The organism is Micromonospora sp. 4G55 (genome assembly GCF_016803375.1).
On the sequence record NZ_JAEVHN010000020.1, the window covers coordinates 1 to 22,331 of the forward strand.

General features: G+C 65.8%; 16 protein-coding genes and 3 pseudogenes. 4 read left to right on the top strand and 15 right to left on the bottom strand.

What is annotated here, in order from left to right:
• Nucleotides 1-491: 491 nt before the first annotated feature.
• From JNW89_RS03595 to JNW89_RS03610, 4 genes and pseudogenes are all read right to left on the bottom strand, one after another.
• Entirely contained in the window at nucleotides 492-1,439 is a 948-nt protein-coding gene (locus JNW89_RS03595; RefSeq protein WP_238447689.1) for a hypothetical protein, read from the bottom strand.
• Nucleotides 1,440-1,993: 554 nt separating this feature from the next.
• Nucleotides 1,994-2,360, bottom strand: a pseudogene (locus JNW89_RS03600) (transposase); the annotation flags it as partial.
• A gap of 168 nt (nucleotides 2,361-2,528) precedes the next feature.
• Nucleotides 2,529-3,092, bottom strand: a complete 564-nt coding sequence (locus tag JNW89_RS03605) for a hypothetical protein (RefSeq protein ID WP_238447690.1) — start codon at nucleotides 3,090-3,092, stop codon at nucleotides 2,529-2,531.
• Nucleotides 3,089-4,264 carry a M23 family metallopeptidase gene (locus JNW89_RS03610; protein ID WP_238447691.1) on the bottom strand — a complete coding sequence of 392 codons (1,176 nt, stop codon included), beginning with the start codon at nucleotides 4,262-4,264 and terminating at the stop codon, nucleotides 3,089-3,091. Before JNW89_RS03610 ends, JNW89_RS03605 begins: the two co-directional genes overlap by 4 nt.
• Before the next feature lie 52 nt (nucleotides 4,265-4,316).
• Between JNW89_RS03610 and JNW89_RS03615 the strand changes: the two genes are divergently transcribed.
• Nucleotides 4,317-4,796, top strand: coding sequence for a hypothetical protein (locus tag JNW89_RS03615; RefSeq protein ID WP_238447692.1), 480 nt, complete (start codon nucleotides 4,317-4,319; stop codon nucleotides 4,794-4,796).
• On the opposite strand, the gene JNW89_RS38520 is transcribed toward JNW89_RS03615, so the two are convergent.
• The 8 genes and pseudogenes from JNW89_RS38520 to JNW89_RS03650 all read right to left on the bottom strand — a co-directional run bounded on the left by JNW89_RS38520 (nucleotide 4,783) and on the right by JNW89_RS03650 (nucleotide 16,550).
• Nucleotides 4,783-5,235: a Rieske (2Fe-2S) protein gene (locus tag JNW89_RS38520; protein WP_375155040.1), complete on the bottom strand. Its 453-nt coding sequence runs from the start codon at nucleotides 5,233-5,235 to the stop codon at nucleotides 4,783-4,785. The two genes, JNW89_RS03615 and JNW89_RS38520, sit on opposite strands and share 14 nt — an antisense overlap.
• 86 nt (nucleotides 5,236-5,321) lie before the next feature.
• Nucleotides 5,322-5,753 carry a cold-shock protein gene (locus tag JNW89_RS03620; RefSeq protein ID WP_238447693.1) on the bottom strand — a complete coding sequence of 144 codons (432 nt, stop codon included), beginning with the start codon at nucleotides 5,751-5,753 and terminating at the stop codon, nucleotides 5,322-5,324.
• Nucleotides 5,754-6,019: 266 nt separating this feature from the next.
• Complete coding sequence (locus tag JNW89_RS03625) at nucleotides 6,020-7,954, bottom strand: RHS repeat domain-containing protein (protein ID WP_238447694.1); 1,935 nt, start codon at nucleotides 7,952-7,954, stop codon at nucleotides 6,020-6,022.
• Nucleotides 7,951-9,129: a hypothetical protein gene (locus JNW89_RS03630; protein WP_238447695.1), complete on the bottom strand. Its 1,179-nt coding sequence runs from the start codon at nucleotides 9,127-9,129 to the stop codon at nucleotides 7,951-7,953. The genes JNW89_RS03625 and JNW89_RS03630 overlap by 4 nt, the downstream gene beginning before the upstream one ends.
• Nucleotides 9,018-12,797: an FG-GAP-like repeat-containing protein gene (locus tag JNW89_RS03635; protein WP_238447696.1), complete on the bottom strand. Its 3,780-nt coding sequence runs from the start codon at nucleotides 12,795-12,797 to the stop codon at nucleotides 9,018-9,020. The genes JNW89_RS03630 and JNW89_RS03635 overlap by 112 nt, the downstream gene beginning before the upstream one ends.
• A 487-nt stretch (nucleotides 12,798-13,284) precedes the next feature.
• Nucleotides 13,285-13,476, bottom strand: a complete 192-nt coding sequence (locus JNW89_RS03640) for a hypothetical protein (RefSeq protein ID WP_238447697.1) — start codon at nucleotides 13,474-13,476, stop codon at nucleotides 13,285-13,287.
• Nucleotides 13,457-15,208 carry a hypothetical protein gene (locus tag JNW89_RS03645; RefSeq protein WP_238447698.1) on the bottom strand — a complete coding sequence of 584 codons (1,752 nt, stop codon included), beginning with the start codon at nucleotides 15,206-15,208 and terminating at the stop codon, nucleotides 13,457-13,459. The genes JNW89_RS03640 and JNW89_RS03645 overlap by 20 nt, the downstream gene beginning before the upstream one ends.
• Before the next feature lie 633 nt (nucleotides 15,209-15,841).
• Nucleotides 15,842-16,550, bottom strand: a pseudogene (locus tag JNW89_RS03650) (transposase family protein).
• Nucleotides 16,551-16,829: 279 nt separating this feature from the next.
• Between JNW89_RS03650 and JNW89_RS03655 the strand changes: the two are divergent.
• The 3 genes from JNW89_RS03655 (at nucleotide 16,830) to JNW89_RS03670 (ending at nucleotide 19,172) form a co-directional block, all read left to right on the top strand.
• Complete coding sequence (locus JNW89_RS03655) at nucleotides 16,830-17,756, top strand: site-2 protease family protein (protein WP_238447699.1); 927 nt, start codon at nucleotides 16,830-16,832, stop codon at nucleotides 17,754-17,756.
• A 343-nt stretch (nucleotides 17,757-18,099) separates the two neighbouring features.
• The gene (locus JNW89_RS03665; RefSeq protein WP_375155041.1) at nucleotides 18,100-18,639 is read left to right on the top strand and encodes a transposase; all 540 of its coding nucleotides are present in this window, start codon (nucleotides 18,100-18,102) and stop codon (nucleotides 18,637-18,639) included.
• A gap of 125 nt (nucleotides 18,640-18,764) precedes the next feature.
• Nucleotides 18,765-19,172, top strand: a complete 408-nt coding sequence (locus tag JNW89_RS03670) for a hypothetical protein (RefSeq protein ID WP_238447700.1) — start codon at nucleotides 18,765-18,767, stop codon at nucleotides 19,170-19,172.
• Between the two features lie 437 nt (nucleotides 19,173-19,609).
• Here JNW89_RS03670 and JNW89_RS03675 read toward each other — a convergent pair whose 3' ends face one another.
• From JNW89_RS03675 to JNW89_RS03685, 3 genes and pseudogenes are all read right to left on the bottom strand, one after another.
• Nucleotides 19,610-20,350, bottom strand: coding sequence for a hypothetical protein (locus JNW89_RS03675; protein ID WP_238447701.1), 741 nt, complete (start codon nucleotides 20,348-20,350; stop codon nucleotides 19,610-19,612).
• Nucleotides 20,347-20,922: an RNA polymerase sigma factor gene (locus JNW89_RS03680; protein ID WP_238447702.1), complete on the bottom strand. Its 576-nt coding sequence runs from the start codon at nucleotides 20,920-20,922 to the stop codon at nucleotides 20,347-20,349. The genes JNW89_RS03675 and JNW89_RS03680 overlap by 4 nt, the downstream gene beginning before the upstream one ends.
• Nucleotides 20,923-21,139: 217 nt before the next feature.
• Nucleotides 21,140-21,982: pseudogene (locus tag JNW89_RS03685) on the bottom strand (IS5 family transposase).
• Between the last annotated feature and the right edge of the window lie 349 nt (nucleotides 21,983-22,331).

Sequence of the window (22,331 nt, forward strand, 5' to 3'; positions counted from 1 at the left end):
GGTCGAGGTCACACCGGCGTCAGCCTTCCGCACCGCGTCCGGCCACAGAGGACAGGGTCACCACCGTTTCTGCGCCAGAGCCGTTCGTTTGACAGACCCGGTCAGGACGCTTCTGTGGGTTGTCAAGCCCATGGAAGTAGCGAGGAGGCGGAACAACTCGCGGCTGATGTAGCGCTTGCAACCCCGCCGGATCTCGGCGGTCTCGTGCCTTCGCCGCGGCATCGTTCCACGTGGTCGCCTGTGCGGAGACATCTGGTCATGCGGCTGCGGACGGATGCGCAGTGCTCGGTTAATGGCGCGATCACCACCGCGGTTGAGCCGCCCATAGGATGGTCTTGCCGCTGCTTACCGGGATGGGGCAGGCCGGCCAAAGATGCGAAGGCCGCCGTCGTTGCGGCAGCGCCCTGGTTGGGAGTAGGGACGATCGCCTGGGCGGCACCAAGCGGGACCGACGCCTCGACGTAGCATGGTGGCCATCTGGACGGGGATCGCTAGCGGGTTTCGCCGGAGGTCCGGCTGATCATCAGCTCCGACGCGTCGACCACCTCGAAGTCGCTGCCGCGCAGACCGCCGAGGGCGCGCAGGGCTTTGTTGTCCCAGCGCGGGTCGGGGGCGCCGGAGAGGAACCAGGCCGAGCCGTGGTCGGCGACGATCAGGCCGTGCCGCCGCATCGCCTCGGCCACGATCCGGGCCTGCCGGGGCAGACGGAACACGTCCACTGAGCGCTTGAGCCGCAGCCGCTGGCCGAGCTGCGGCAGGGACGGATCGGTGGCCGACGAGGCGGAGTGGGTGGCCGGCCAGGTCCAGCCGGTGCGGGTCCGCGGCACGGTGACCCGGATGGCGTGGTCGATCCGGCCGGCGACCACCTCGTCGTAGCGGACCAGGCCGGCCAGGACGGAGAGCCCGGCGGCGTCGGCCGAGGTCCAGCCCGCCCGTCGCAGCCGGTTCGACCGCAGGTCGAAGACCGCTCCCGAGCCGGACCGCCAGCCTGCCCCGGACGGATGGGCGTCGAACAACTCGTAGACCCGGCAGGCCGCCCGGTCCCAGACGATCACGTGCCGGTCGCCGGTGCCGCTCGGTCCACCCTCGACCGCCGCGTCCCGCGGGACCGGGTACGGCCCGGGGTCGCTCTCGTCGGCGTACCCGAAGGAGACCGGGACCCGCCGCTGACGGGCAGGGACGACGGTGACCGGGATGCCGATCGGCGCGCCCTCCCAGCGGCCGGAGCCGAAGTCCGTATGCACCTTGGCGCCGCCGCCGATCGCGCCAATCATCGCTGCGGAGCGCGGGTGCACAGGCAGCCGGGAGACGTCGGCGTGCCAGACGTTGTCCGCCGGGAAGATCGGGCACGGCCGGGCGCTCGGACTCGGCCGGCTGCCGAGCCCAGCCCGGGCGGGTGCCGGTACGGCCGGTGAGCCGGTCACCGGGGGCGGTGCCACGCCGGTGGTGGTGCCGGGCCCGGCCGCAGCCGGCCGATCCGCCCTCCCGCACCCCGCGATAAGGACGGTGGCCAACAACGCGAGGGTGACGGCGTGGCGGGGTTTCGGCAAGTGCACCCCGAACATTCTGCCCGAGCGGCCAGTGCAGCGTCCACACCGAAGGGCAGACCGTTGGAAGCGATCGGCGCGAGTTCCTGGCCCTCCTCAAGACCCTGCGCCGTCGCTGGCCAGCACCTCAACCTGATCCTGGGCAACTTCTCACCGCACAAGCACCCCGAGGTCCGCGCCTGGTGCGCCATCAACCGGGTCGAACTGGTGTTCCTCTCGACCTACGCCTCCTGGCTGAACTGGATTGAGGCCGAGTTCGCTGCCGGCGCTACTTCGCCTTCAACGGCACCGACCACCGCAGCCACGCCGAGCAGGGCCCCGGCCATCGGGCGACTTCATCCGCTGGCACAGCCAGCGCGCCAAACCGAGATCCGATCTCGACGCCGGCTCCGAGATCCGCCAGCCGGGTTACCTGTTGTTCAAGGCTGCACGATGGGGTAACTGGAACCGACCTGGCAGTTCTCGACCCGCCCGGCGGTGCCGGGGTTCTGCCGGGCCACCCCCGCCGACCGGACGCCCCTCTTCAGGAAGACGGTGTCGTCGACGATCAGCACACCCTGCGGGTCGCCGAGGTGCTCGACTAGGAAATCCCGCACGTCATCGTGGACGGCCTCGACATCCCAGTCAGCCCAGCGCAGCAACCGCTCACCCGTCCGGCGACACCTCGCCCGCCCGCTCCGCGAGGGTCGAGCCGTTCTTACGCTCCAGCCCGGCGGCCAAGCCGCACAGGTACTGCCGCACCCGTTCCCGTGGCTCCGCACGCCGGATCCGACCCGCGATTCGCGCATGAACCGATCCAACTCCGCCGTCCACGCATCGACCTCCGCCACCGTCACGGCAGACATCATGCACTACACCGCATTCATAACTGCCGTTGCAGTACTAAACGTCCGCTGTGGGATCCGCGACGACATCCACAGCATCTTTCTCAGCCTCGCCTGCGTCCTCATCTGCTGGCGCCACAGGCGGTACAGTCCTTGGTTACGCCCTCGGTGAGGCTGCGGATGTCGGTTTCGGCCCTGTCAGCGCGTCAACGACCGCAGTGGCGATCTGTGCGGCACGGCCGGTGTGGGCACCTGAGATGACGTGGATGAGTAACACTAGATCACCTGAACGGACGAGGATCACGCCCCGGCCTATATCAGCCATCGCCTCTCCGCCCAGCCCGGCCAGCGGCTGGGTAGCGCCGACTGCGGACGGGGCGTAGTGCTGTCGGCCGGTCCAGGTCGCGATGAGCAGGGTCCCAGAGAACTGTTGATCCTCGGCGAGGGTGTAGGCGCAGACGGAGGCGGCCGGTGGCGGAGCGCTCGACTGCTGCGGTTGAACCTGTGCGCCGATCAGGGTGCTCAGTGTCTGCGCTGACAGCGCCGCGCAGCCGGTGTTGTCGTCTTGTGGGGTGGCTGGCACCGACGGCTCTGGCGTACGTCCCACGCTCGCACTGCCCGTGTTGTTGGGAACCAAGGGCACAGTGCCAGTGAGGCTGAGCAGCGTGGCTATGGTGACGACTGTGGCTGCGGCGATCCGGCGCAGGCGTGAAGTATTCATCGGTGTTCCCGAGTGAGTTCAACACCACGAGCTCGCAGGAAGACGACCGGATCTACCGCGTTGCCGCTGGTCGCCGGGGCGGCAGTGTGAGTCTCCAGATGCAGGTGCGGTCCGGAGGAGTGGCCGCTGCTGCCTACAACGCCGAGGATCCGGCCGGCGTTTACGGCCTGCCCCGCGGTGACGGACGGCCGTTGCCCCAGGTGACAGTACCGCGCAACCGATCCGTCGCGATGGCCGATCTCGACAAACCAGCCACAGCCGCGTACACCCACCCGATCACCGTCTATGTCGCATGAGTAGGGACGGCCGTCGGAGCGACGGGCGTCGCAGACGACGCGCAGGATCGTGCCGGCCGCGACGGCGTGTACCGCGGCCCCACGGGCCGCGGGCAGGTCGACGCCGTTGTGCTGGGGCCGTTCAGCGGTGCGAAAGCCCGAGGTGACTACGCCAGCGAGGGGCCGAACCCAGCCTGAGCCCGTACCGCAGTTCGTGGATCCGGTCATCGCCTGGACGACGCGACGGGCGGCAGACTTCCACTTGGCGTAGGCATTTGGGTAGGCGCTACGTTGGACCGCCTGCGCTGCCTCACTAACCGACATGGCTTGCCAGCCGGGCGCCTTCTTCAGCGCGCGGTAGAAGCGTTCGGCGGCGATCTCTGGCGTCATCAGTTCCTCGACAGTGCCCCAGCCGGCGGAAGGCCGCTGCTGGAACAGGCCTACCGAGTCATGATCGCGGCCTACACCTTCCGTGGTGAGTTGCTTGGAGGTCGGGTAGACAGGGTTAGCGAGGTTATGCAGCGACGACTCCTGCATGGCGACGGCGATGGCGACCACCAAGCCGCGCTCGGGCAGACCCAGCCGCCGCCCAACCGATATGATCTTGATGGCGTTGGCGCGCTGCGTGCGATCCAGGTCCATGGCGACCGTGCCGGTTACGCAGTTCCCGGCCGAATCTGCCGCGGCCTTTCCTAGGGCTGCACGTATCTGAGCTGGGCTGAGTTTGCTGCGGTGGATGGTTGCTGCCTGCCAGAGGGCGTACCAACGGCGGTATGTGACGCCCGGGTTGCCCCGCGTGGCGGTCCGTTCGTTGACCGGTGTGCCATTGATGGCGGCCAGATCGCTGTCGACGACCGCTTGCCGCGCCTTTCGTTCGGCAGCAATGTCAGCAGCCAAGTCGCTGACTGCGTCGATGGCTGTTCCGGCTGTTGGGGGGACGGGACCCTGGGTGCTTGACGTGAGGGGCGGCGGCACCGGTGAGGGCGGGCTTGTTGATAGCGCGGGTGCCACCGGAGAGGAACTCGCGGTGGCGCTGGGCGTTGAGCCAGGCGATCTGCTGGCAGTGGGATGCGGCGAGGTGGGTGTCGGACTCGGTGGTATGGAGGGGCTCGGGTCGGACGTTGACATGGACGTGCTCGGGCTCGCCGTAGGTGCGGACGGACTGGATGCCTCTATTGGAGTGGGCGAGGGTGAGACGCCGGGGTTATCGCTAGGCGCAAGCCCTGGCAGAGGCATCACGGCGGTGGTTGGCTCGGCTGCTGAGGCACTAGCGGCGAATCCGGAGCCGATCCAGATCATGAGCCCTGCCGTGACGGCGGCAGAGCTGCGGAGCAACGATCTCATGACTACTTTCTGTCAACGCGTGTTCCTAATGACTGGCTGGCCGAGGCAATTTTTCGGCCACAGAGCTAGTGTTAGCCGGTGGTGATGACTCCGTCTCTCACCGCGATCGCCACCTCAAGCAGTGCTCGTTTTGCGGGACCGCTGACGGGACGTCCCGTTGTGGCGTCATACCGGCTGCCGTGACAGGGGCACTTGATTCGACCCTCAGCGACCTCCGCGATGGTGCAGCCGGCGTGGGTGCAAGTCGCGGAGAACGCGCGAAGATTTCCTTGCGTGTCACGAGTCAAGACGACATTGGCGTGCGGGACGACGAGTCCGCCTCCAGTGGGCACTTCGTCCTCGCGGGCAATTTCAATTGGAGTCGAGGAAGGCGGTTTCGCCACACTCGCCGGAGCCTGGTCTCGAAAAACAATCGCGGTGGCGGTGCCCGCTGCAATGACCGCAGCACCAGTGGCGGTTCCGGCGATGATCATGCGACGGCTCGGGCCCTGTCGCTGAGCGGGTTGGTCGATGTTATTCAACATGGTCACCTATCTGGTGGGATTCTGGGGGGAACTGGATGGTGCGCGTTCATCGCAGCCGCCGCCATGGCTCAAGCTATGGGTGGGCGTTACGATGCCGCAGGGTTGAGTCGATTTGCGAGGACTCGTAGCGCTCGAGCGACGTTGTAGCATTCGGCTCGGCCGGGCTGTCCGCCACTGCGCAGAACGGCCGATATGGCTTGCAGTGAATTGGTTACTTCGTCAACCGCGGACACGAGGTCCGCCTTTGGGCGCATAATCCCTTCAGCCTCAAGGGGCGCTGGCATGACCACCCTAGCGACGGAGGCCTGCGGCCCTTTGTTCCCCACCTGAGCCTCGCATTCGACGACATCACCGGCGTTCAGAATGCGAACGTCCGTCGGCAAGGCCGACGAATGCACGAACAACTCCGAACCGTCGTCGACGGTCAGGAAACCGTAGCCCTTGGTCTTGTCATACCACTTGACAGTAGCGGTCAGCATGTCTCTCCCTAACTGTTGATAGGCCATCAGCCCACCCAATTAAAAGCCACCTTCGTAATCAGGTCAAAGCAGCACTGCCTGCCCAATCGCGGGCTCGGATGAATGCTTTGATCTCCACATCCATTCGAGCCACTATCAGCGCAGCCGCTTAATCTCCTCAGCATCGTGTCACTCCGAAAGCCTGGACGGCTGGGGATCAGGCAGCGCTCCACATGAGGTGATGCTCGGGACGGCGAGCTCTGCCATCCCGAGCATCACCGATCATCGATTCATGTTGCTGTCATCGCCAGTAGCGACTGCGCCAACTACCAGAAGCAGACGGTGCACACTACCCAGTTGTGATGACCTGCATCGGGTACGCCGACCACATCGGCCAGCCACACATTCTGGGGCAACCACGAGTTCTCATGGACAGTGAGACCCCCAGCGCCGGCACCAACGTATGCCGCCGGCACGTTGGCCCCAGGAAGAAGCGTCCTGGCGCCCTCGAAAGTACCGCGCGCCGAGGTGGAGAAGTAGCGGTTCATGCCGTTGACTTCGAGAGTGTCATACCGCCCGGCGTTCGCGTTTGTTTCGAATTGCCGACCGATCTCCGCCCAGTCGTTCTCTGCCATAAGGGATGCATAGTCATCCGACAAGGCCACCCCCGGACGCAGCATAGTCACTGAGCTTCCTGATGCAACGACACCAGTCTTGTCCCCTGGAGCTAGCCCAATACCCCCGTGGCCTTCGACCGAGGCGCGGTGGCCACCCGGCAGAATCCCCGCAGGCGCGTCGGCCGAACCGCCCGCTCGTACGGGGGGATCAGACCGCTGGCCTGCCGCGATGGCAAAGCCTTGCTGAACTACTGCGTTAAAGTTTTGCTGCGCTTCCGCTGCCGCCTTGAGGCCATAGAACATTTCCAGAGCCTGTTTGCGGAGGGCTGCTTGGCGTCGAAGGATGGAATCGTCGCCGTTGAACGCTCGCATGTACATTTCTGCTTCCATCTGACGAAGATGGCCCTCGTACTCGTCATTGTGGATGAGGTTACGCCAAGGGTCGACCAATCCACCAGGGAACCCGCCCCATTCTTCTGCGTATTTGTTGGGGTTGTATCCACCGACCGGCTCCCGGACGGTCGTGTCGGTGACGGCGTCGGAGGTGGTGGGTTCGCTCCTGGCAGTTTCGCCGGCGGGATTCACGTGAGGGCCGGCGCCGCCGGCGGCGTCGATGGCCCCGTCGGTGATGACGATCTCAGGGCTGTAGCAGGTGATGTTGCCCTGTCCATCACGGGTGCATTCGGTCTCGTTGCCAGTGGGATCGATGTTGTTGAGAGGGCTGTTGTTGACGTAGCTGTAGGGGTTCCAGTTCTGGGTGCTGAGAGGGTTGCTGACGACGGGGTCGGGGGTGAGGAATCTCTTGAGGATGGGGTCGAAGACGCGGCCGTTCATGTTGACGAGGCCTAGTTCAGAGTCGTCTTCGTGGCCGGTGAAGCCGTGGGTGACGGGGCCGGTCAGCGGGGTGGTGGTGGCGGTGCCGCCGGCGGTGATGGCCTTGCCGAAGGGGTCGTAGTAGTTGGTCTGCTTGACGGCGCCGGTGGTGTCGACCGCGGTGGTGGTGGAACCCAGGTGGTCGGTGAGCTGGTAGAGGGTGGTGGCGGGGTTACCGGCCTTGGTGTGGTCGTAGGTCACCTGGGCGATGGGGCCGTCCGGGCTGGTCACGTAGTGGACCTGCTTGGTGGTGGCGCCGCTCTGGCGGTGTTCCTCGTAGAGGCCGGGAATGTAGAAGGTGGTGGTGCCGGTGACGGCGTTGGCCTCCTTGGCGCGGCGGCCGTAGGCGTCGTAGCTGTAGGTGGTGGTCTTGCCGCCTTCGGTGGTGATGCTGCGGGGCAGGTCGAAGGAGGTGTAGGTGATGTTCTGGCGTGCGCCGCCGCTGGCCTGTCGGCCCTTGGCGTCGTAGGCGTAGCCACTGCCGTTGAGAGCGGTCAGGGTGTGCGGCTGGCTCGTGACACCGCCGGTGGTCTTGCCGTAGGTGCGGATTTCATTGACCCCGGCGGTGTTGGTCAGGGTGGTGAGGTTGCCGACGGTGTCGTAGCCGTAGGTGGTGGACAGCTTCGGGTCGGTGCCGTTGGTGAGGTTCCAGTTGGTCAGCCGGCCCAGGCTGTCGTAGTCGAACGTTTCGGTGCGGGCCTGGTTGGCGGTGGTGGTGTCGTTCTGGACACGGGACTTGACCAGGCCGTTGGCGTGGTAGCCGTAGGTCAAGTCTTGGAGTTTGCCGGTGGGGCCGGTGGAGATGATGTTGTGCAGCCGGCCGGTGCCGGAGTCGTAGTCCGACGTCCGGGTGATCTTGTTCGTGCCGGTGCCGTACTCGGCGGTGTCGATGGCGAAGTTCGGCTTGCGGGCGGTGACGGTCCACAGGACGCTGTTGCCGCCGCCGGTGATATCGGTGATCTTGTTGGGGTATCCGGCGGCGTTGTAGGTGGTCTTGGTCGTGAAGCGGGCCGCTCCCCCGGTGCCGTCCGGGTCCGGGTAGGCCAGCGTGGAGGCCGGCCGAGGTCGTCGTAGGTCAGGTCGGTGGAGTAGGTCCGGTTGGTGGTGGTGTCGGTGACGTCGCTGCCCGCCGGCCGGCCCGCGGTGTCGTAGCGGTACGCGGTGGTGACCCCGTCCGGGCTGGTCGCGGTCGCGGCCATCCCGACGCCGTTGGCGGCGGTGTCGTAGGTGAACGTCGTAGTGCCGTCCACGCTGCTGAGTGAGGTCAGGGGCCGGCCCAGGTCGTCGAACGTGGCCGAGGTCAGGTCAGTGCGGCTGTCGGTCTTGACCTCACCCGTGCCGTAGTAGGTCGTGGTGTGAGTGCCCTGATCGGGGTCGGCCAGCGAGATACGGCGTCCCCGAATGTCGTAGACGTTCGTGGTGAGGTTCTTTTTGTCGTCCGTTGCCGTGGCCAGCAGGTTGAACGGCCGATACGTGAAGGCGGTGATGATGTTCTGATCGCTGCCATCGGGCTTGTGCAGCGCATCGGTGCTCGCGGTGATTCGGCCGATGGCGTCGGTGGTGTTGGTGTGGGCCTGGTTTTCGGGGTCGGTGGTGGTGGCAGTGGATTGGGTGGCGGTGAAGGTGTAGGTGTTGATGACGGTCTTGGTGTCGGGCAGGGTGATGACCCGTGGCCGATCGAGGCTGTCGTAGGTGTAGGTGGTGGTGCCCTGGGGGGCGGGGGCGGTTTGACGGGCCACGCGGCCCAGCACGTCGTAGCTGGTGGTAGTGGTACTGCTGGTGGGTGTGGTGGTGGTGCTGCCGAAACCGGTCACCGACTGGGACAGCACGTGGCCTAGGGCGTCGGTGACGGTAGTGGTCTTGATGCCGGTCTTGGTGGTTTCGGTGGCCACCATGCCGTTGTCGCCGCCGAATTCGTCGGCCCGGTTGGCGTAGGTGTAGTCCACAGCGGCCCCGCCGGACGCTTCAGTGTGCGTGGCCGGCCCAGATCATCGAAGAGGGTCTTGGACGTGACCTTGTTGATGTCCACGCTGGCCACCGTCACCCCAAGGGCGGGATGCACCGCCTTCCACACCGACGGGCGCCGATCGGTCCCGTCGGGCGCTACGTGCTTCGCCCAGGTCTGGGAGGCATAGACCTTCTCATCCGGCTGTCCAGAGAACACCGGCGCGTACTCCACGCGGGACTCCCGCTGCGGCAGCCCGGTCTCGCTGGACTCGCCCACCATTTGGTCGTCGTCGTTGATGGTGGCGGTCAGCAGACCGTCGCTGTCGTAGCGCAGCGTGGTCATCTGCTGCAGGCTGGTGTCCGGGTTGTCCTTCTCGGCATAGACCGTATCCAGGCTACCGTGGGCGTCGTAATGCTTCTCGCTGGTACGCGTGAGTTGCTCACCGTTGTTGCGGCTGGTCACCGCCGTCCTTGTGGGCTGGTTGATCAGCCACGGGTTGGTCCGGTTGTCGTATCCGATCGTGAACGTCTGCTCGTCGAGGTGAGAGCTGTTGGTCGTCGAACCACTGGTCGGGTTGCCGTACTCGTTGAAGTTCTGCTGGCTGGTGCTCTCACGCACCCCCGAGGTCGCGGCGGCTTCGTCGATGCCGGACACGTGCGCGGTCTGCGTGCTGCCGATACGGGAGGTGTAGGACAGGTTGGCGTACTGCTGCCACTCGCCGGTCTCGGTCTGCGTGGCGGTGGTGCGGTAGACCCCTGACGTGGCGGTCACGGTCGGGGTGGTCGTGGTGTGGGTCACACGGGTGTTCACCCCGGTGGTCACTCCGGCAGCGACCTCGTCCAAGGTCAGGATCGGCACCACGGTGAACACCTCGGACGGCCCACCGACCCCGGGGTAGTACTTGCCGTTGTTGACCCGGGTGGACAGGTCGTAGCGGTAGGTGTACTCCGCCGGACGCTGCCGATCCCAGATTCGCATCGTGCCGAACCCGAGGAAGCCCCGTCCCCGCAGGTCGTAGCGGGGATCCTCGTAGGCGTAGTCCTTCCGGTAGGTTGCGGTCTTGTTTGGGTCCAGATCGACCAGGTGGGAGCGGGAGTGCACCTGACGCACCACCAGCCGTCCCGTGCGCACGCACAAGCTCGGGAACCCGCCGCACGTCGGGTAGTCGCTGACGTTCTCCTCCGGGTGGTCGTTCCACCGGGTGCTGTAGAGGATGTCCTGCTCTTCCATGTGGCTGCCGGCGTCGTAGACCTGCGTCAGTCGGTCGGTATCCACGAAGGAGTTCTGGGTCATGACCTTCAGGTCGAAAGTGCCCGCCGCTGCGTCGCGGAGTGTCAGCTTGGCGAAGTCGATCTTGCCGTCACCGTCGAAGTCGCCCATCGTCGGCTTGTAGCCCACCGACTGCGGAAGCTTGACCGTCGACCCACCAGCGAGCTTGAGCATGAGGTTGCCGAGCCGATCCGCCCAGAGCGCGTCGTCGCGGCCATCGCTGTTGATATCGGCGATCACCGGCGCCCGGCCGTTGAGCTGGACGTCTTCTTCGGCTCCCTTGACCAGCCCGTTGCCGGTGTTGATCAGAACCTGGCCTGGATTGTTGAAGTTCGCCGTCTTCGGAATCATCAGCACGTCGGTCAGGCCGTCACCGTTGACGTCGCCCAGCAGCGAGTCATGGTCCTTCAGGAACGGCACCGCGGTGTACCAGCGCTCCGTCTGCCCGGCCGCCTGGCTGCTGTACTCGGCCGACGTCAGCTGACCGGAGTCGTTCAACCGCACGATGCTGGGTTTGGAGAAGTTCTCGTGGTTGTCGGTGTCATAACAACCCTCGATATCCGCCCCACCCGACGTTCCAAGCATGTGGCCGACCAGCTCGGCCCGCCCGTCGCCGTCGACATCCGTCGCCCGCAGCGTCGGACACGACTGGTAGTTGGCCGTGAACAGCGGCGACGAGGCCAGCTTCGGCGCGTTGCCGAACGCGTTGGCGGTCCCGGTGTTCAACCGCGCTGAAAATGCGTCCAAGTCGTTCGTGTTGGCGGTCGCGACGTCGCTGGCGAGATAGTCGATCAGGCCATCGCCGTCCAGATCGGCGAACTCGTTGACCTCGGCCGTGTTCGGTCCCGTGCCCGCCGACATGAACTGTTCACCGGCCGAATCCCACTTCAGGAAGTTGGCCACCTTGGCGTTCGACAGCCTCGACGGCACCATCAACTCCTGCGCGCCGTCACCGTTCAGATCAAGCGGACGCACCTCGGAGAATTCCGTGGCGGACGGCCAGCCCTTGGCCGAGCTCAGCACCACACCGTGCTCCAACGGCTGCGGGGTCGAGCCCTGATAGGTACCCAACAGCGCGCGCGTCTCCCCGCCGGTCGACGAGTGGTTCAGCAGCAGATCCTGCAGACCGTCACCGTTGAGATCCGCAACCCGCATGGCCGCATTCGGCGAGAAGTCGTAATCCGGATAATCCGCATCACGGGTTCCCAGCTGCAGCGGGGCCCCGATCGTCTTCTCCACGAACGCCGGCACCGGACTCGGATCCTTGTAGTCAAACTTCTTCGAACGCAGACACCCGCTCGCCTGACCGCACTTAGTCACCGACCGCAGCATGCTACGACCCGACTGACTCAAATCGCCATAGTCCAGCGTGTAAGACCACACCTGCGATACCGCCGACGGGTTCGGTGCCGACATGCTGATCCGCTTCAACCGCTTCGTCAGCGCCGTCTTCACCCCCGAGACGTAACCCTCGCGCACATCGGTGCGGCCCTCGTAGGCGAACTCCACCTTCCGGAAGGCGGACTTGTTGGCCCCATGCGTATACGTAATCTGCTGAGGGTAAAACTCCATCGCAGCCGGATTGGGCTGATCCCAGGAGTAACGGACCTCGTTGCCGTACTGGTCCTTCTCACTGCGCAGCAGCCATGCAGCCTTCACCTGTCCGGATGAATCCACCCGATCAGACCAGGCCCGAAAGTTGTCACTGTCCGTGACTGACACCGCGGTCGCCTTACGCGTGGCCGACACCGCGTCAAACTGCAGAGTCATCCCGGACTTGGTCGACACGAGGAAACCGTCCGGGCCCCCGGCCAGCGACCCACCGAAAGAGGTAACCTTCGCGAAACTGTCCGTCTCCGTGCGGTATTCGGCGTTGTCCGCCCCGTAAGACGTACCAGCACCGTCCGTCGAACCGACCAGGACCAGCTTCTGCCCATCCAGACAGAACCGGTCACTCTCGTTGAACTTCACCCCCCGCGACCGGCCCTCCGAGGCAAACGACTGCCCGCACCGACTGATCTGCGAAAGACCCGAAACCGCCCAACCTCGACCTGCGGCCCCCTCACCGGCCGACGAGGAATAACTCAAGGCGAGATGCGGCTGCATCCCCCGCCGGCCCGCCGGCACATCGAGGGGCAGCACATATGAGTAGTCACCCTTCGGCGACACATTGCCCGAACCCGCCAGCGTCCCGACCGTGCCAGTCGCCTTCGACACCGGCACACTCGGAATCGGCAACACGGCGCCACCCGGCAACGTCGGCGCTACATTCTGATCGACCGCAGCGAAAGCGACAGCCGGCGCCATTACCGACGCCAACCCAGACGCCAAGACGGCGGCCATAACACCGGACACCCGGCGCCGCCAGTCTGTGACAAAATACATAACCAACTCCATTACGAGAATGTGTTACTGCGGGAGAGGTTTACAGAACCCAAGGCCGCAAGCTGAACGAGGAAAAGCAAGCGCCACCCGGACCAAGATCTGCACACCATCATTTGCTCATTGGAGCGGCGACGACATTTCAAATCGCCAGCCGAATCAGTGCCAGCTCCACTACGGAGGAAGTTGATTGCCTTCGATAGGAGTACCTGGCACCACCGCCGGAACCACGAACGAAGGCGGTGGCCGAGCGCGCGGCGGCCCAGTGGGGGTCGAACCTACGCCAGCGGATCTCGCCCAGAGGGCGCGGCCAAGCTTGGTGTAGCTGAGCCAACCTACCCGGCGTACCTGGGCGGAAAGGGCGGGCGGGGCGGCCGCGAACGGCGGCGCGGCGGTGCTGGCAGGGCGCATCGGACGGCTCCAGTCAGGATTGTGGCGGGCATGCGGCTGGGCAGGGGGCGGCCCGGGACCCGAAGGCGCGGGCCGCCGATGCGTGCGAGGCTCAGCAGAAGTACGGACGCAGTTGCACGACCGCGATGCGATCGCGGTCGGGCACCCACTCGAAGTCGACCGGCGTCCCGAACATGTCGTCGGGGGAGAATTGGGCCTGCAGCAGCCGGCCGGCAAGGGCGAGGCGCTCCGGTCGCCGTCGGTCCGCGTAGGTCAGGTCGTGGTCAGCGTCGCCGCAGTACATTGTCCGGCCGCCGCCCTCTACGGTGTTGAATAGATGCTGCATCGGGGCCGCGGCGCCGGTCTTCGGCGGAGCTGGCGGAGACGTTGCGGAAGTCGGCCGAGGCGAACGGCTGCGTGGTATCCAGCACACTGCGCATCGCAGCTGCGGCCCGCTCCTGGACGACCACGCCAATGTAGGCGTCGTCGAGAGCGATACCGGCCTGGTGTCGCAGCCGTACGCTGCGCGCCGAGAGAAGGGACGCCCCGACCGTCCGGACACTGTCCGTCACGTCGTCGTTGTTGGTCACTTGGGTGACCATTCGTAGATGCCGGCTGCGGGAAAGCCGGCGCGGTCCTCGGCGTTGGACGAGCTGCGCACGACAAAGTCGGCGATGCTGCCGAGGGTGGTTCACGAACGTGTCGTCGATCCGGCGACGGAGCGCGCCGGGCACCGCCATCCGGCGGACCTGGCTCTGCAGTCGGTCGCAGTGCGCGTCCAGGTCGGAGGCGCCCAGACCGAGGGCCGTCTTGAGTCGGCTGATTCCCTGCTCGACTTCGGCCGAGGACTCAAGAAACTCCCGCTCGAGCGCGATCGACAGCGCGATGCCGCGCGGCGGCACCGACACCTGGCACAGCAGGGCCTCGACGGCGTCGGCGAGGTCGGCGTCGGTGGCGTCGTCGGCCACGCCGAGCAGCCGGTGCAGATAGCTGAGCAGGCTGGGGGACATCGCTCGGGGTATGCGGTACCAGCCGAGTAGCCGCTCGGAGCCGTGCGCGAGGGCATACAGAAGCTCGCCGAGGTTGGCAGCCTTCGTGCCGTACCGGTAGGCGTCGTCGGCGCGTAGGTTGGCGTGGTCAGCGATCGGGCCAGCGCGGCTTTCGGGCTCGGCCACCGTGACCCGGTGCGCGGTCCATATCGGCGGTCGGTCGGCATCCGCCGATTGGGCGATGCGGGTCAGCGCGATGCCGCTGGCTGCGGGGTCCACCTCGTGGCGAACCCAGGCGCCCTCCGGGCCCTCGCGGTCAATGCGGTCGAGTGCGTCGATCTGGATCGCGTTCGGCACGCCCCAGCCGGCGGCAGGGACGTCGGTATGCGGTAGCGGGGTGGTGTGGGGGGCCTTGACGATGCCGGCGAGCCGGGGGACGTCGTCGGGGACGCGTTCCATCGCGACGATGTCGTACCACCCCGACGGCGGGTCGGCGCGTCGGTAGGCAGCCTCCTCGCGGAACGCCCGCAACCAGCCGTCAGCCGTGCCGGGCTGGGGTATGACGTACGACGCGGCCGAGAAGAGTTCGTGCGCGGCGGTCCGCGGCAGCTCCATCTCGGACACCTCGGCGACCTGTTGCTCCTGCCGATAAGTGACCGGCTTGATCAGCAGTAGGAGCACTGCGTCGACCTGCGCGCGGACAATCCGGTACAGGCACGGCAGCATGTCGGTGGACATCGTGTCGACCTCGACGGCCTCCGGACAGAAGAACTCCCCACTCTCCGGACGCCGGCGCCGCGAGAGTAGGCCGAGGTAGAGGCGACGGTCCGGGTCGGCGTAGAACGAGTGGCTGTATTCATCCACCTCGGACTCTAGGTGCTGCCGGGTGATGCCGAGAATGTGCTCAGCGTTGTAACACCCGTGGACCTGGTAGCGGGCGTGGTTGATGAGGTGAATCTCGTCGGCGGGGCCGTCGACCACCAGCTTGACGAAGGTGTGCCCGGAGAGCGTGCCGGCAAGGCGCTCGAAGGAGGCGAAGGTGAGCACCTCCCCCACTAGAGCGCAAGCGTCCGGGCGGCGGTCCATGACGGTCCCGTGCATGCGGCTGCCCATCGTTCCTCTCGTGGATGGCGGCGATTGCCTAAGAAGCCTCAGCGATACAGGCGTTGACCCGAAGGATCCTCGCCAGGATATGGGTACCCCGGTGGTCACCGGAAGCTGTATTGACGACATGAAGCAGTGACGATCGGCACTGTCCATTAACGACCACGTATGGCGGGTTGCTCAACGTGCACTCCCTTTGAGGGGTCGAGTGGGAACACTCCGCACCGCACGCTGGGACTATGTCGGCAGGTCGCTTGCAGTGGTGGAGGAAGCGGAAACGAGCCGTCACGGTCACCCCGGGGTTGACGAGTCCGAGATCCTTATCTCGCACCTCGTCGTCGCCGTCCGTTATTCATCACCAACTTAGAAATTGAGAAAGGTTGAGTAGCAAATACTCACGCGGTTTGCTTCGTACTAGGTTCTCTTCGCATCGCGCAGCAGGAGCCGCGTTTGCATGCAACTTGACGGTCGCCCTGCGCAGCACCTCTGAAGCCGTTGTCAGTCACTATGGGCAATGCGGGTGATAAAGGACGTCTCGTAACTCGGTGAAGGCGTTGCCCGGCACCGGACTGGCGGTCAGCCCGCGAGGGCGATGTTGTGCAGGTAGGCGATGCCTGAAGCGGCGTCGGTCAATGTCCGGGCGGAGCGTCGGTAGTCGCGTAGGATCTTCCAGCACTTCATCCTGGCCAGGGCGTGCTCGACCTGCGCCCGGACGGTGCGGCGCTCCCTGTTCAGGTCGGATTTCCAGGCCGGCAGCTCACTGCCATCGTGGGGCTTGCGGTACGGGATGATCACACCTCCGGGTTGCCGCGGTAGCCGCCGTCGGCCATGACCGGCCGTCCGGCCAGCTTCTGGTCGATGCCGCTGGTGCGGTAGACGATGGTGTCGTTGCGGTTGCCCGGCTGGGGGTCGCCGACGGCGATGACCAGTCTGGTGCTGGCGTCGATGGCGACCTGCAGGTTCGTCGGATCTGGTCGACCGGCCGTCGCCGGGCGGGGGCCAGGGCGAGCAGGGGGCCGAGGGTGTCGATGACCCGGTGTGCGGCGGAGTGCGACACCCCGAACAGCGGGCCGATCTGCCGCATGGTCAGGTTGGTGCGCCAGTACGTGGCCACCAGCAGCACCCGGTCGGCCAGGTCGAGGGCCCACTGCCGGCCGGGCCGGCCGTCGGCGATGGCGTCCCCGCCACGCTCGGCGACCACGCGGACCAGCCGGCGGAACTGGGCGGGCTGCAGTCCGGTGAACGGGAAGATCCACTCCGGGTGCCTCGCGGTGATCACCTGCACCCAGGCATCTTGAACGACAGTCCTCAGCAGACAGACGCCGGGGTTACGAAGCCTTCCTCACCCTCGCCTGCGCCATCATCTGCTGGTGGCGACTTCGACACTCAAAGAGTTAGGAGTTCTAAGCACGTTCCTATCCTCGAAGAGTCCCCCACGCCTTCTTCTGCTGATCCAAGGTGGAGGAGGAAGCAACTTTGACCGCACCGAACCTCTGGCAAGAGTAGTGAATACTCATCTACTCCAAGATCCGCCACCCGGATTACCGTTCAAGGTCGGTTGACGATGCGCATGAGCATGCTGCTAGTCTCGCCGGTCATGAGCGACCCGTCTTCGGACCGCCAGTTGCGCCCCGTCGTACCGCCGCAGTCAGCCATATCCGCGACTAGCCAGACGGCAACCGACTTGCATAACGCCGTAATGGGCGGGCGTAGGACTTGGCGGGCCAAGACAGCAAAAGTCGGCGGCGGCGCGGCAGCTGTCGGCGCTGCGACCCTCAAGGTGCTCGGCAAGACCGCGCTGATCGGCAAGCTCGGGCTATTCGCGCTGCTGAAGCTAAAGACGTTTCTCAGCATGCTGATCTCGATCGGCGCCTACACGATCTTTTGGGGTTGGAAGTTCGCCGTCGGGTTCGTCGTCCTGATGTTCGTGCACGAACTCGGGCACGTTTTTGTGCTCCGGCTGCAGGGGATCAAGGCAAGCGCGCCGATGTTCATTCCCTTCATCGGCGCGTTCGTCAACGTCGAGGGCGAACAGCGGTCCGTCTCGCAGGAGGCTGCTTCTGCGCTGGCGGGTCCGATCGCGGGCCTGCTCGGTGCGGGTGCCGTGCTCGGCGTCGCCGAGTCGATGAACTCGGACTTCCTGCGTGCGCTGGCCTACACCGCCTTCTTCCTCAATCTCTTCAACCTCTTCCCCGTGCTGCCGCTGGACGGCGGACGGGTGGCGGGTGCGCTGCATCCGCTGATCTGGCTAGCCGGTATGGCTGCCGCGGTTGGGCTAATCATCTGGCAGCCGTCGCCCGTCTTCTTCTTCATCCTGATCCTCGGGGGCTTGGAGACGTGGCGCCGTTGGCGCGAGCGCAAGTCGGGACGGGCCATGGAGTATCTCAGCGTCGAGACCTCGGTCCGCTGGCAGATCGCTGCGGCCTACGTCTTCACCATCGCCGTGTGCTTGATAGGCATGGACGCCGCCTACATTCCGCGGCCGTTGTAACCGTACCGGCCAACATCATTAGCCCTTGCTCTCGTTAGCGTCGTCCTTCAGCTTGCTGAACGACCACATGTCGGCGACAAGGCAGACTACATCGCCACATCCTCAGAGCCGACGGCTTACACGATCAACGTTCAAAGACGAGGCACTAAGTGGTGTCTCGTAACGCGGTGAAGGCGTTGCCCTGTATCGGGTTGGTGCACAGGCCGCGAGGGTGATGTTGTGCAGGTTGGCGATGCCGGAAGCGGCGTCGGCCAATGTGTGGACGGCACGGCGGTAGTCGCCGCAGGATCTTTCAGTTCTTCATCCGGGCCAGGGTGCGTTCGACTCTGGCCCGGATGGTGCGGTGCTGGGCGTTGAGGTCTTGCTTCGAGGCCGGCAGGTCGCTGCCGTCGGCGGGCTTGCGGTACGGGATGATCACCTCGGGGTTGCCGCGGGCATCCCAGATGAGGTCGAGTTCACGGCCAAGCCGCAGCTCGCCAAGACGTTGCTGCCTCGGGCACTGGATGCCGGGGTGCCGGTCGGATGGGTCAACGCCGACGAAGCAGACGGGCAGGTCAAGAGGCTGCGGGTCTGGCTGGAAAAGCGCGATGTGGGCTACGTCCTAGCCACCCGCCGCAACGACGACATGATCACCACCATCATGGGCGCCGCCCGTGCCGACGAGCTGATCGCCGCCTTACCCGCCCGGGCGTGGTGTCGGCTGTCCGCCGGCGCCGGCGCTCACGGTCCCCCGAGTGCCTGTGGGCCCGGGGTGCCGGTGCTCATCTGCTGGCGGCCCGGGCGCGGGCACTGGCTCCTGGCCAGGCGCAGCATCACCACCGGCGAGATTGCCTACTACGTCTGGTACGGACCCCGCCGCGCCCGCGGCCCGCATCGCCGGTAGCCGCTGGACTGTCGAGGACGTGCTGGCCGTCGCAGTACTAACCCGGTGGGGGCTGCGGACGCAGCGAAGGGTGTTGATGATCCGTTTGTGACGACAGACATCAACACTCTTTCACCGCGCTGTACGTGAAGATCGACGATTGGCTCGGGCGGCCTGCCCGCGTTGGACGGCCGTCGAAGCTGACCGATGCCGAACTGCTGACTCTGGCGGTGGCGCAGGTCCTGCTCGGGGTGCGCTCCGAAGCATTCTGGCTGCGGTTCGTCCGCGCGCATCTGCCCGGGCCTTTCCCTACCTGCCCGGCCAGTCCGCTACAACCAGCGACTCCGCGCCGCCTTGCCGTTGCTCAAGCAGGCGATCTGGGCGATGGCCTCCGACACCGACCTGTGGACCGACGGCGTGTCGGCTGGTCGGCTCTACCCCGGTCGAGTGCGCCCGTTCCCGGCCCGGTCAAACGCTTCCAGCTGGCCGGCTGGGCCGGCTACTGCTACTGCGCCTCACACTCACGCTGGTTCTGGGACGGCGGCTGCACCTGATCCGCACACTAGCCGGGCTGCCGATCACCTGGGCCCTGGCCGACCCCAAGCTCGACGAACGAGCCGTCCTGACCACGATCCTGGACCACGACCCGGACCTGCTCACCGACTGCCCCGGCCTGCTGATCATCGGCGACAAGGGCTACGTCTCCGCCGAACTGGACCGCTGGCTGACCGAACGCGGGGTACGGCGCTGCTGCGACCCTCGTTCCGCAACCGCACCCCACCGCCCCGACGAACACCTACTCAAACCGATCCGGCAGCTCATCGAGTCGGTCGACCACGCCCTGGAAGGCCAACTCGACCTCGAACAACACGGCGGACGCGGCATCGAAGGCGTCAGAGAGGTGCCGTTAGATCCACAGACCCCGATGCGGCCCCGGACGGGAGTCCGAGGCCGCATGTCGTGCTACTTACGTCGGTCTCTGGTTAGCGCTTCACTGGGTGGGCGCGACAGTAGGCGTGGTGTCAGCGGGGATGGTCGGGATGCAGTCGGGCCCGTTGCCGTCCTCAATGCTGACATACAGCGGCCAGATAGCGTCGGGCTGCCTGAAGCCCAGGGTGAGAGTGTGACCTGCCGGGATCTTGTCCGGGTGGATATACGCTACTGCCTTGCCATCCTCATGCCTGAGGTCCACCGCCCCTAGGCCGGGAACGGGGTGGGACTTCTGTGCCTCGGCGCGTGAGGTGGGCTTGGGTGAGGGCAGAGGGTCGTGACAGTTGGGGTGGCCCATCAGCACCTGTGCGGTAACGCCAAGGCGGGCCAGGTCGGCCCGCATCTTGTCGGCGTTCGGCTTGCCATGGGGGTCTTCGATGATGAGTTTGACGTCGCCGCTGGGCTGGCGCTGGAGGCTGTAGGCGACGTTCTTGATGGTCCCTAGCGACTGCTGGCCGGTGGTGGCTGGCGCGCTCTGCGCCTGGTTCCCGCCGACGAGGGCAGGGGTGCCGTCCTGGCCGTAGACCAGGACGGTGCCGGCAACGGCTGCAGCGAGTCCGACGGGGATGGCGAAGCGGACCGCCCGGTTCGGGCGGCGCTGGGGACGCTGCGCCATGCGAAGCCAACTGATCATCAAGTGTTCCTCACGCTGGTGATAGCGCCCGGCGGGGAAGTCACGCTCGGCGGACACTGGCAGCATCCGACGCAACGCGTGCAGGTCGTCGTCCAGGTCCCGATTCATCGTGTCCTCCCCTGTTCCGGCCGGACCGCGCTGTTGCGGTCACCTGTTAGCTGCCAGGCTGCATCCACGGGTTCCACCCTCAGCCCAAGACTTTTCTGCGCAAGTTTGTCGAGCCTGCGACGTGCCCGTGACAGGCGCGAACGCACCGTTCCGACCGGAACGTCCAAGGCCGCGGCCGCTGCCGCGTAGTCCAGCCCGGACCACACGCACAGTGCCAGGACTTCCCGGTCCGCCCTAGACAGGCGCCCGAGGACGTGCCGGATCACAGCGATGCGTTCCTGGTCCTCCAGACGGCCTACTACCTCCTCCGCGATGTCGGGCAGTAGCCCGGGCGGGGGGAGGCGGTCCATCAGCGCTTGATGGCGGCGTGCCACTCGCCGGCGACGGTGTACCACGAACGTGGCGATGCCCATCAGCCACGGCAGCAGGCTGCCACCATGCGGCTCAGCCCTTTCACGCAGACGCCACGCCTCCAGGAAGGCCAGTGACGTGCAGTCCTCAGCTGCAGACCAGTCACCTGTCAGCCGAAAGCAGTGGTTGTACACCGCTCGGCCGTGCTCGCGGAATAACACCGCGAAAGCTCCCTCATCACCCGCCCGAACGCGGGACCGAAAACCTGGATCCATACCTGTTTCCGCCGTCAACCAGCAAAGAGTTCCCATGACGTCAGTCACAGCTGCAATCCGCGAACAGGCGGTGGCAGTACACGATATGCCTCAGTTGCCAGTCCAAGAAGCGTCGACCCCTAAGAGAGCGTCTGATTCACGAATTTTGCGAATGACGCTGTCTTCAGTGGTCTCGCCAGGTTGGGGTGGTTTCATCGGCGACGCGTTTGGTGAGGTTGTCGATCATGGCGATGCGGATGCGGATCATGCTGGCGGAGTTGTCGGGTAGAGCTTCGTAGTCGCGGGCCAGGCCGGTGGTGCATGATCCAGCCCAGGGCGCGTTTGACGACCCGCCGGCGCATGAACACCAAGAACCCTTTGACGTGTGGGTCCTTGGTGACGGTCTCGACGTCGATGCCGAGGGCTGCGCCGTATTCGATGACCTTGTTTTTGAAGCCGGGGTCGACCCAGGTTTTGGCCAGCGGCCGGGCGGGTGGCCTCGGCCTGGTTGCGCAGGTCGATGCCGATGGTGTTGTCGCTTGTGCTGGCGGCGGTGACGATGACGGCGAGCAGTAGGCCGAGGGTGTCGGTGACGATGCCCCGCTTGCGTCCGACGATCTTTTTGCCCGCGTCGATGCCACGCGTGGCTGCGGGTGCGTTGGTGGAGGTCTTGACGCTCTGGCTGTCGATGACGCAGGCCGACGGCTGGGTGCCACGTTCGGCCTTGGCGCGGGCCAGGCCGGTGAGTTGGTAGTTGAGCTGGGCGAAGGTGCCGTCGCCGGTCCAGGCGGGAAGTAGCCGTAGACGGCCTGCCAGGGCGGGAAGTCATGCGGCAGGTAAGCGCCAGGCGGTGCCGCAGCGGTTGACGTAGAGGATGGCGTTGAAGATCTCCCGCAGGTCATACGTGGGTTTGCGTCCGCCGATCCCGGGCGCCGGTGCAGGGTTGACGCCAGGCGATCAGCCGTGGGGCGATCAGCGCCCAACAGGCGTCGGACAGATCGGAAGGGTAGGCGGGTCGCTCAACCATGCCCCGCGTCTACTGTGGATTCGATGCGGTGGATCGCACGTGTAGTCCGACGAATCCAGGGCTTTCTGGATCAGACACGATCTGCGGTGCGATCCTGGCATTTCGGTGCGGGACCAAGCGGGACTAACAGGTGTCTATAGCCGCAACACGGTTGGCCCCACTGACCCGGGCGTTCGGTGGTCAAGTCCGGCTAACACCCCCCGACATGACCCAAACATCCTCAAACGGGCAACAGGTCATCAAGCTCCCGAACGGCCAACTGCGGGGTCCGCGGGTCGCTGCTCGGGCGGTGGCTCGGTGAGCTGGAGCAGGGCGCCGTACGAAGAGTTGCGAGGTCCAGCTCTGGGGA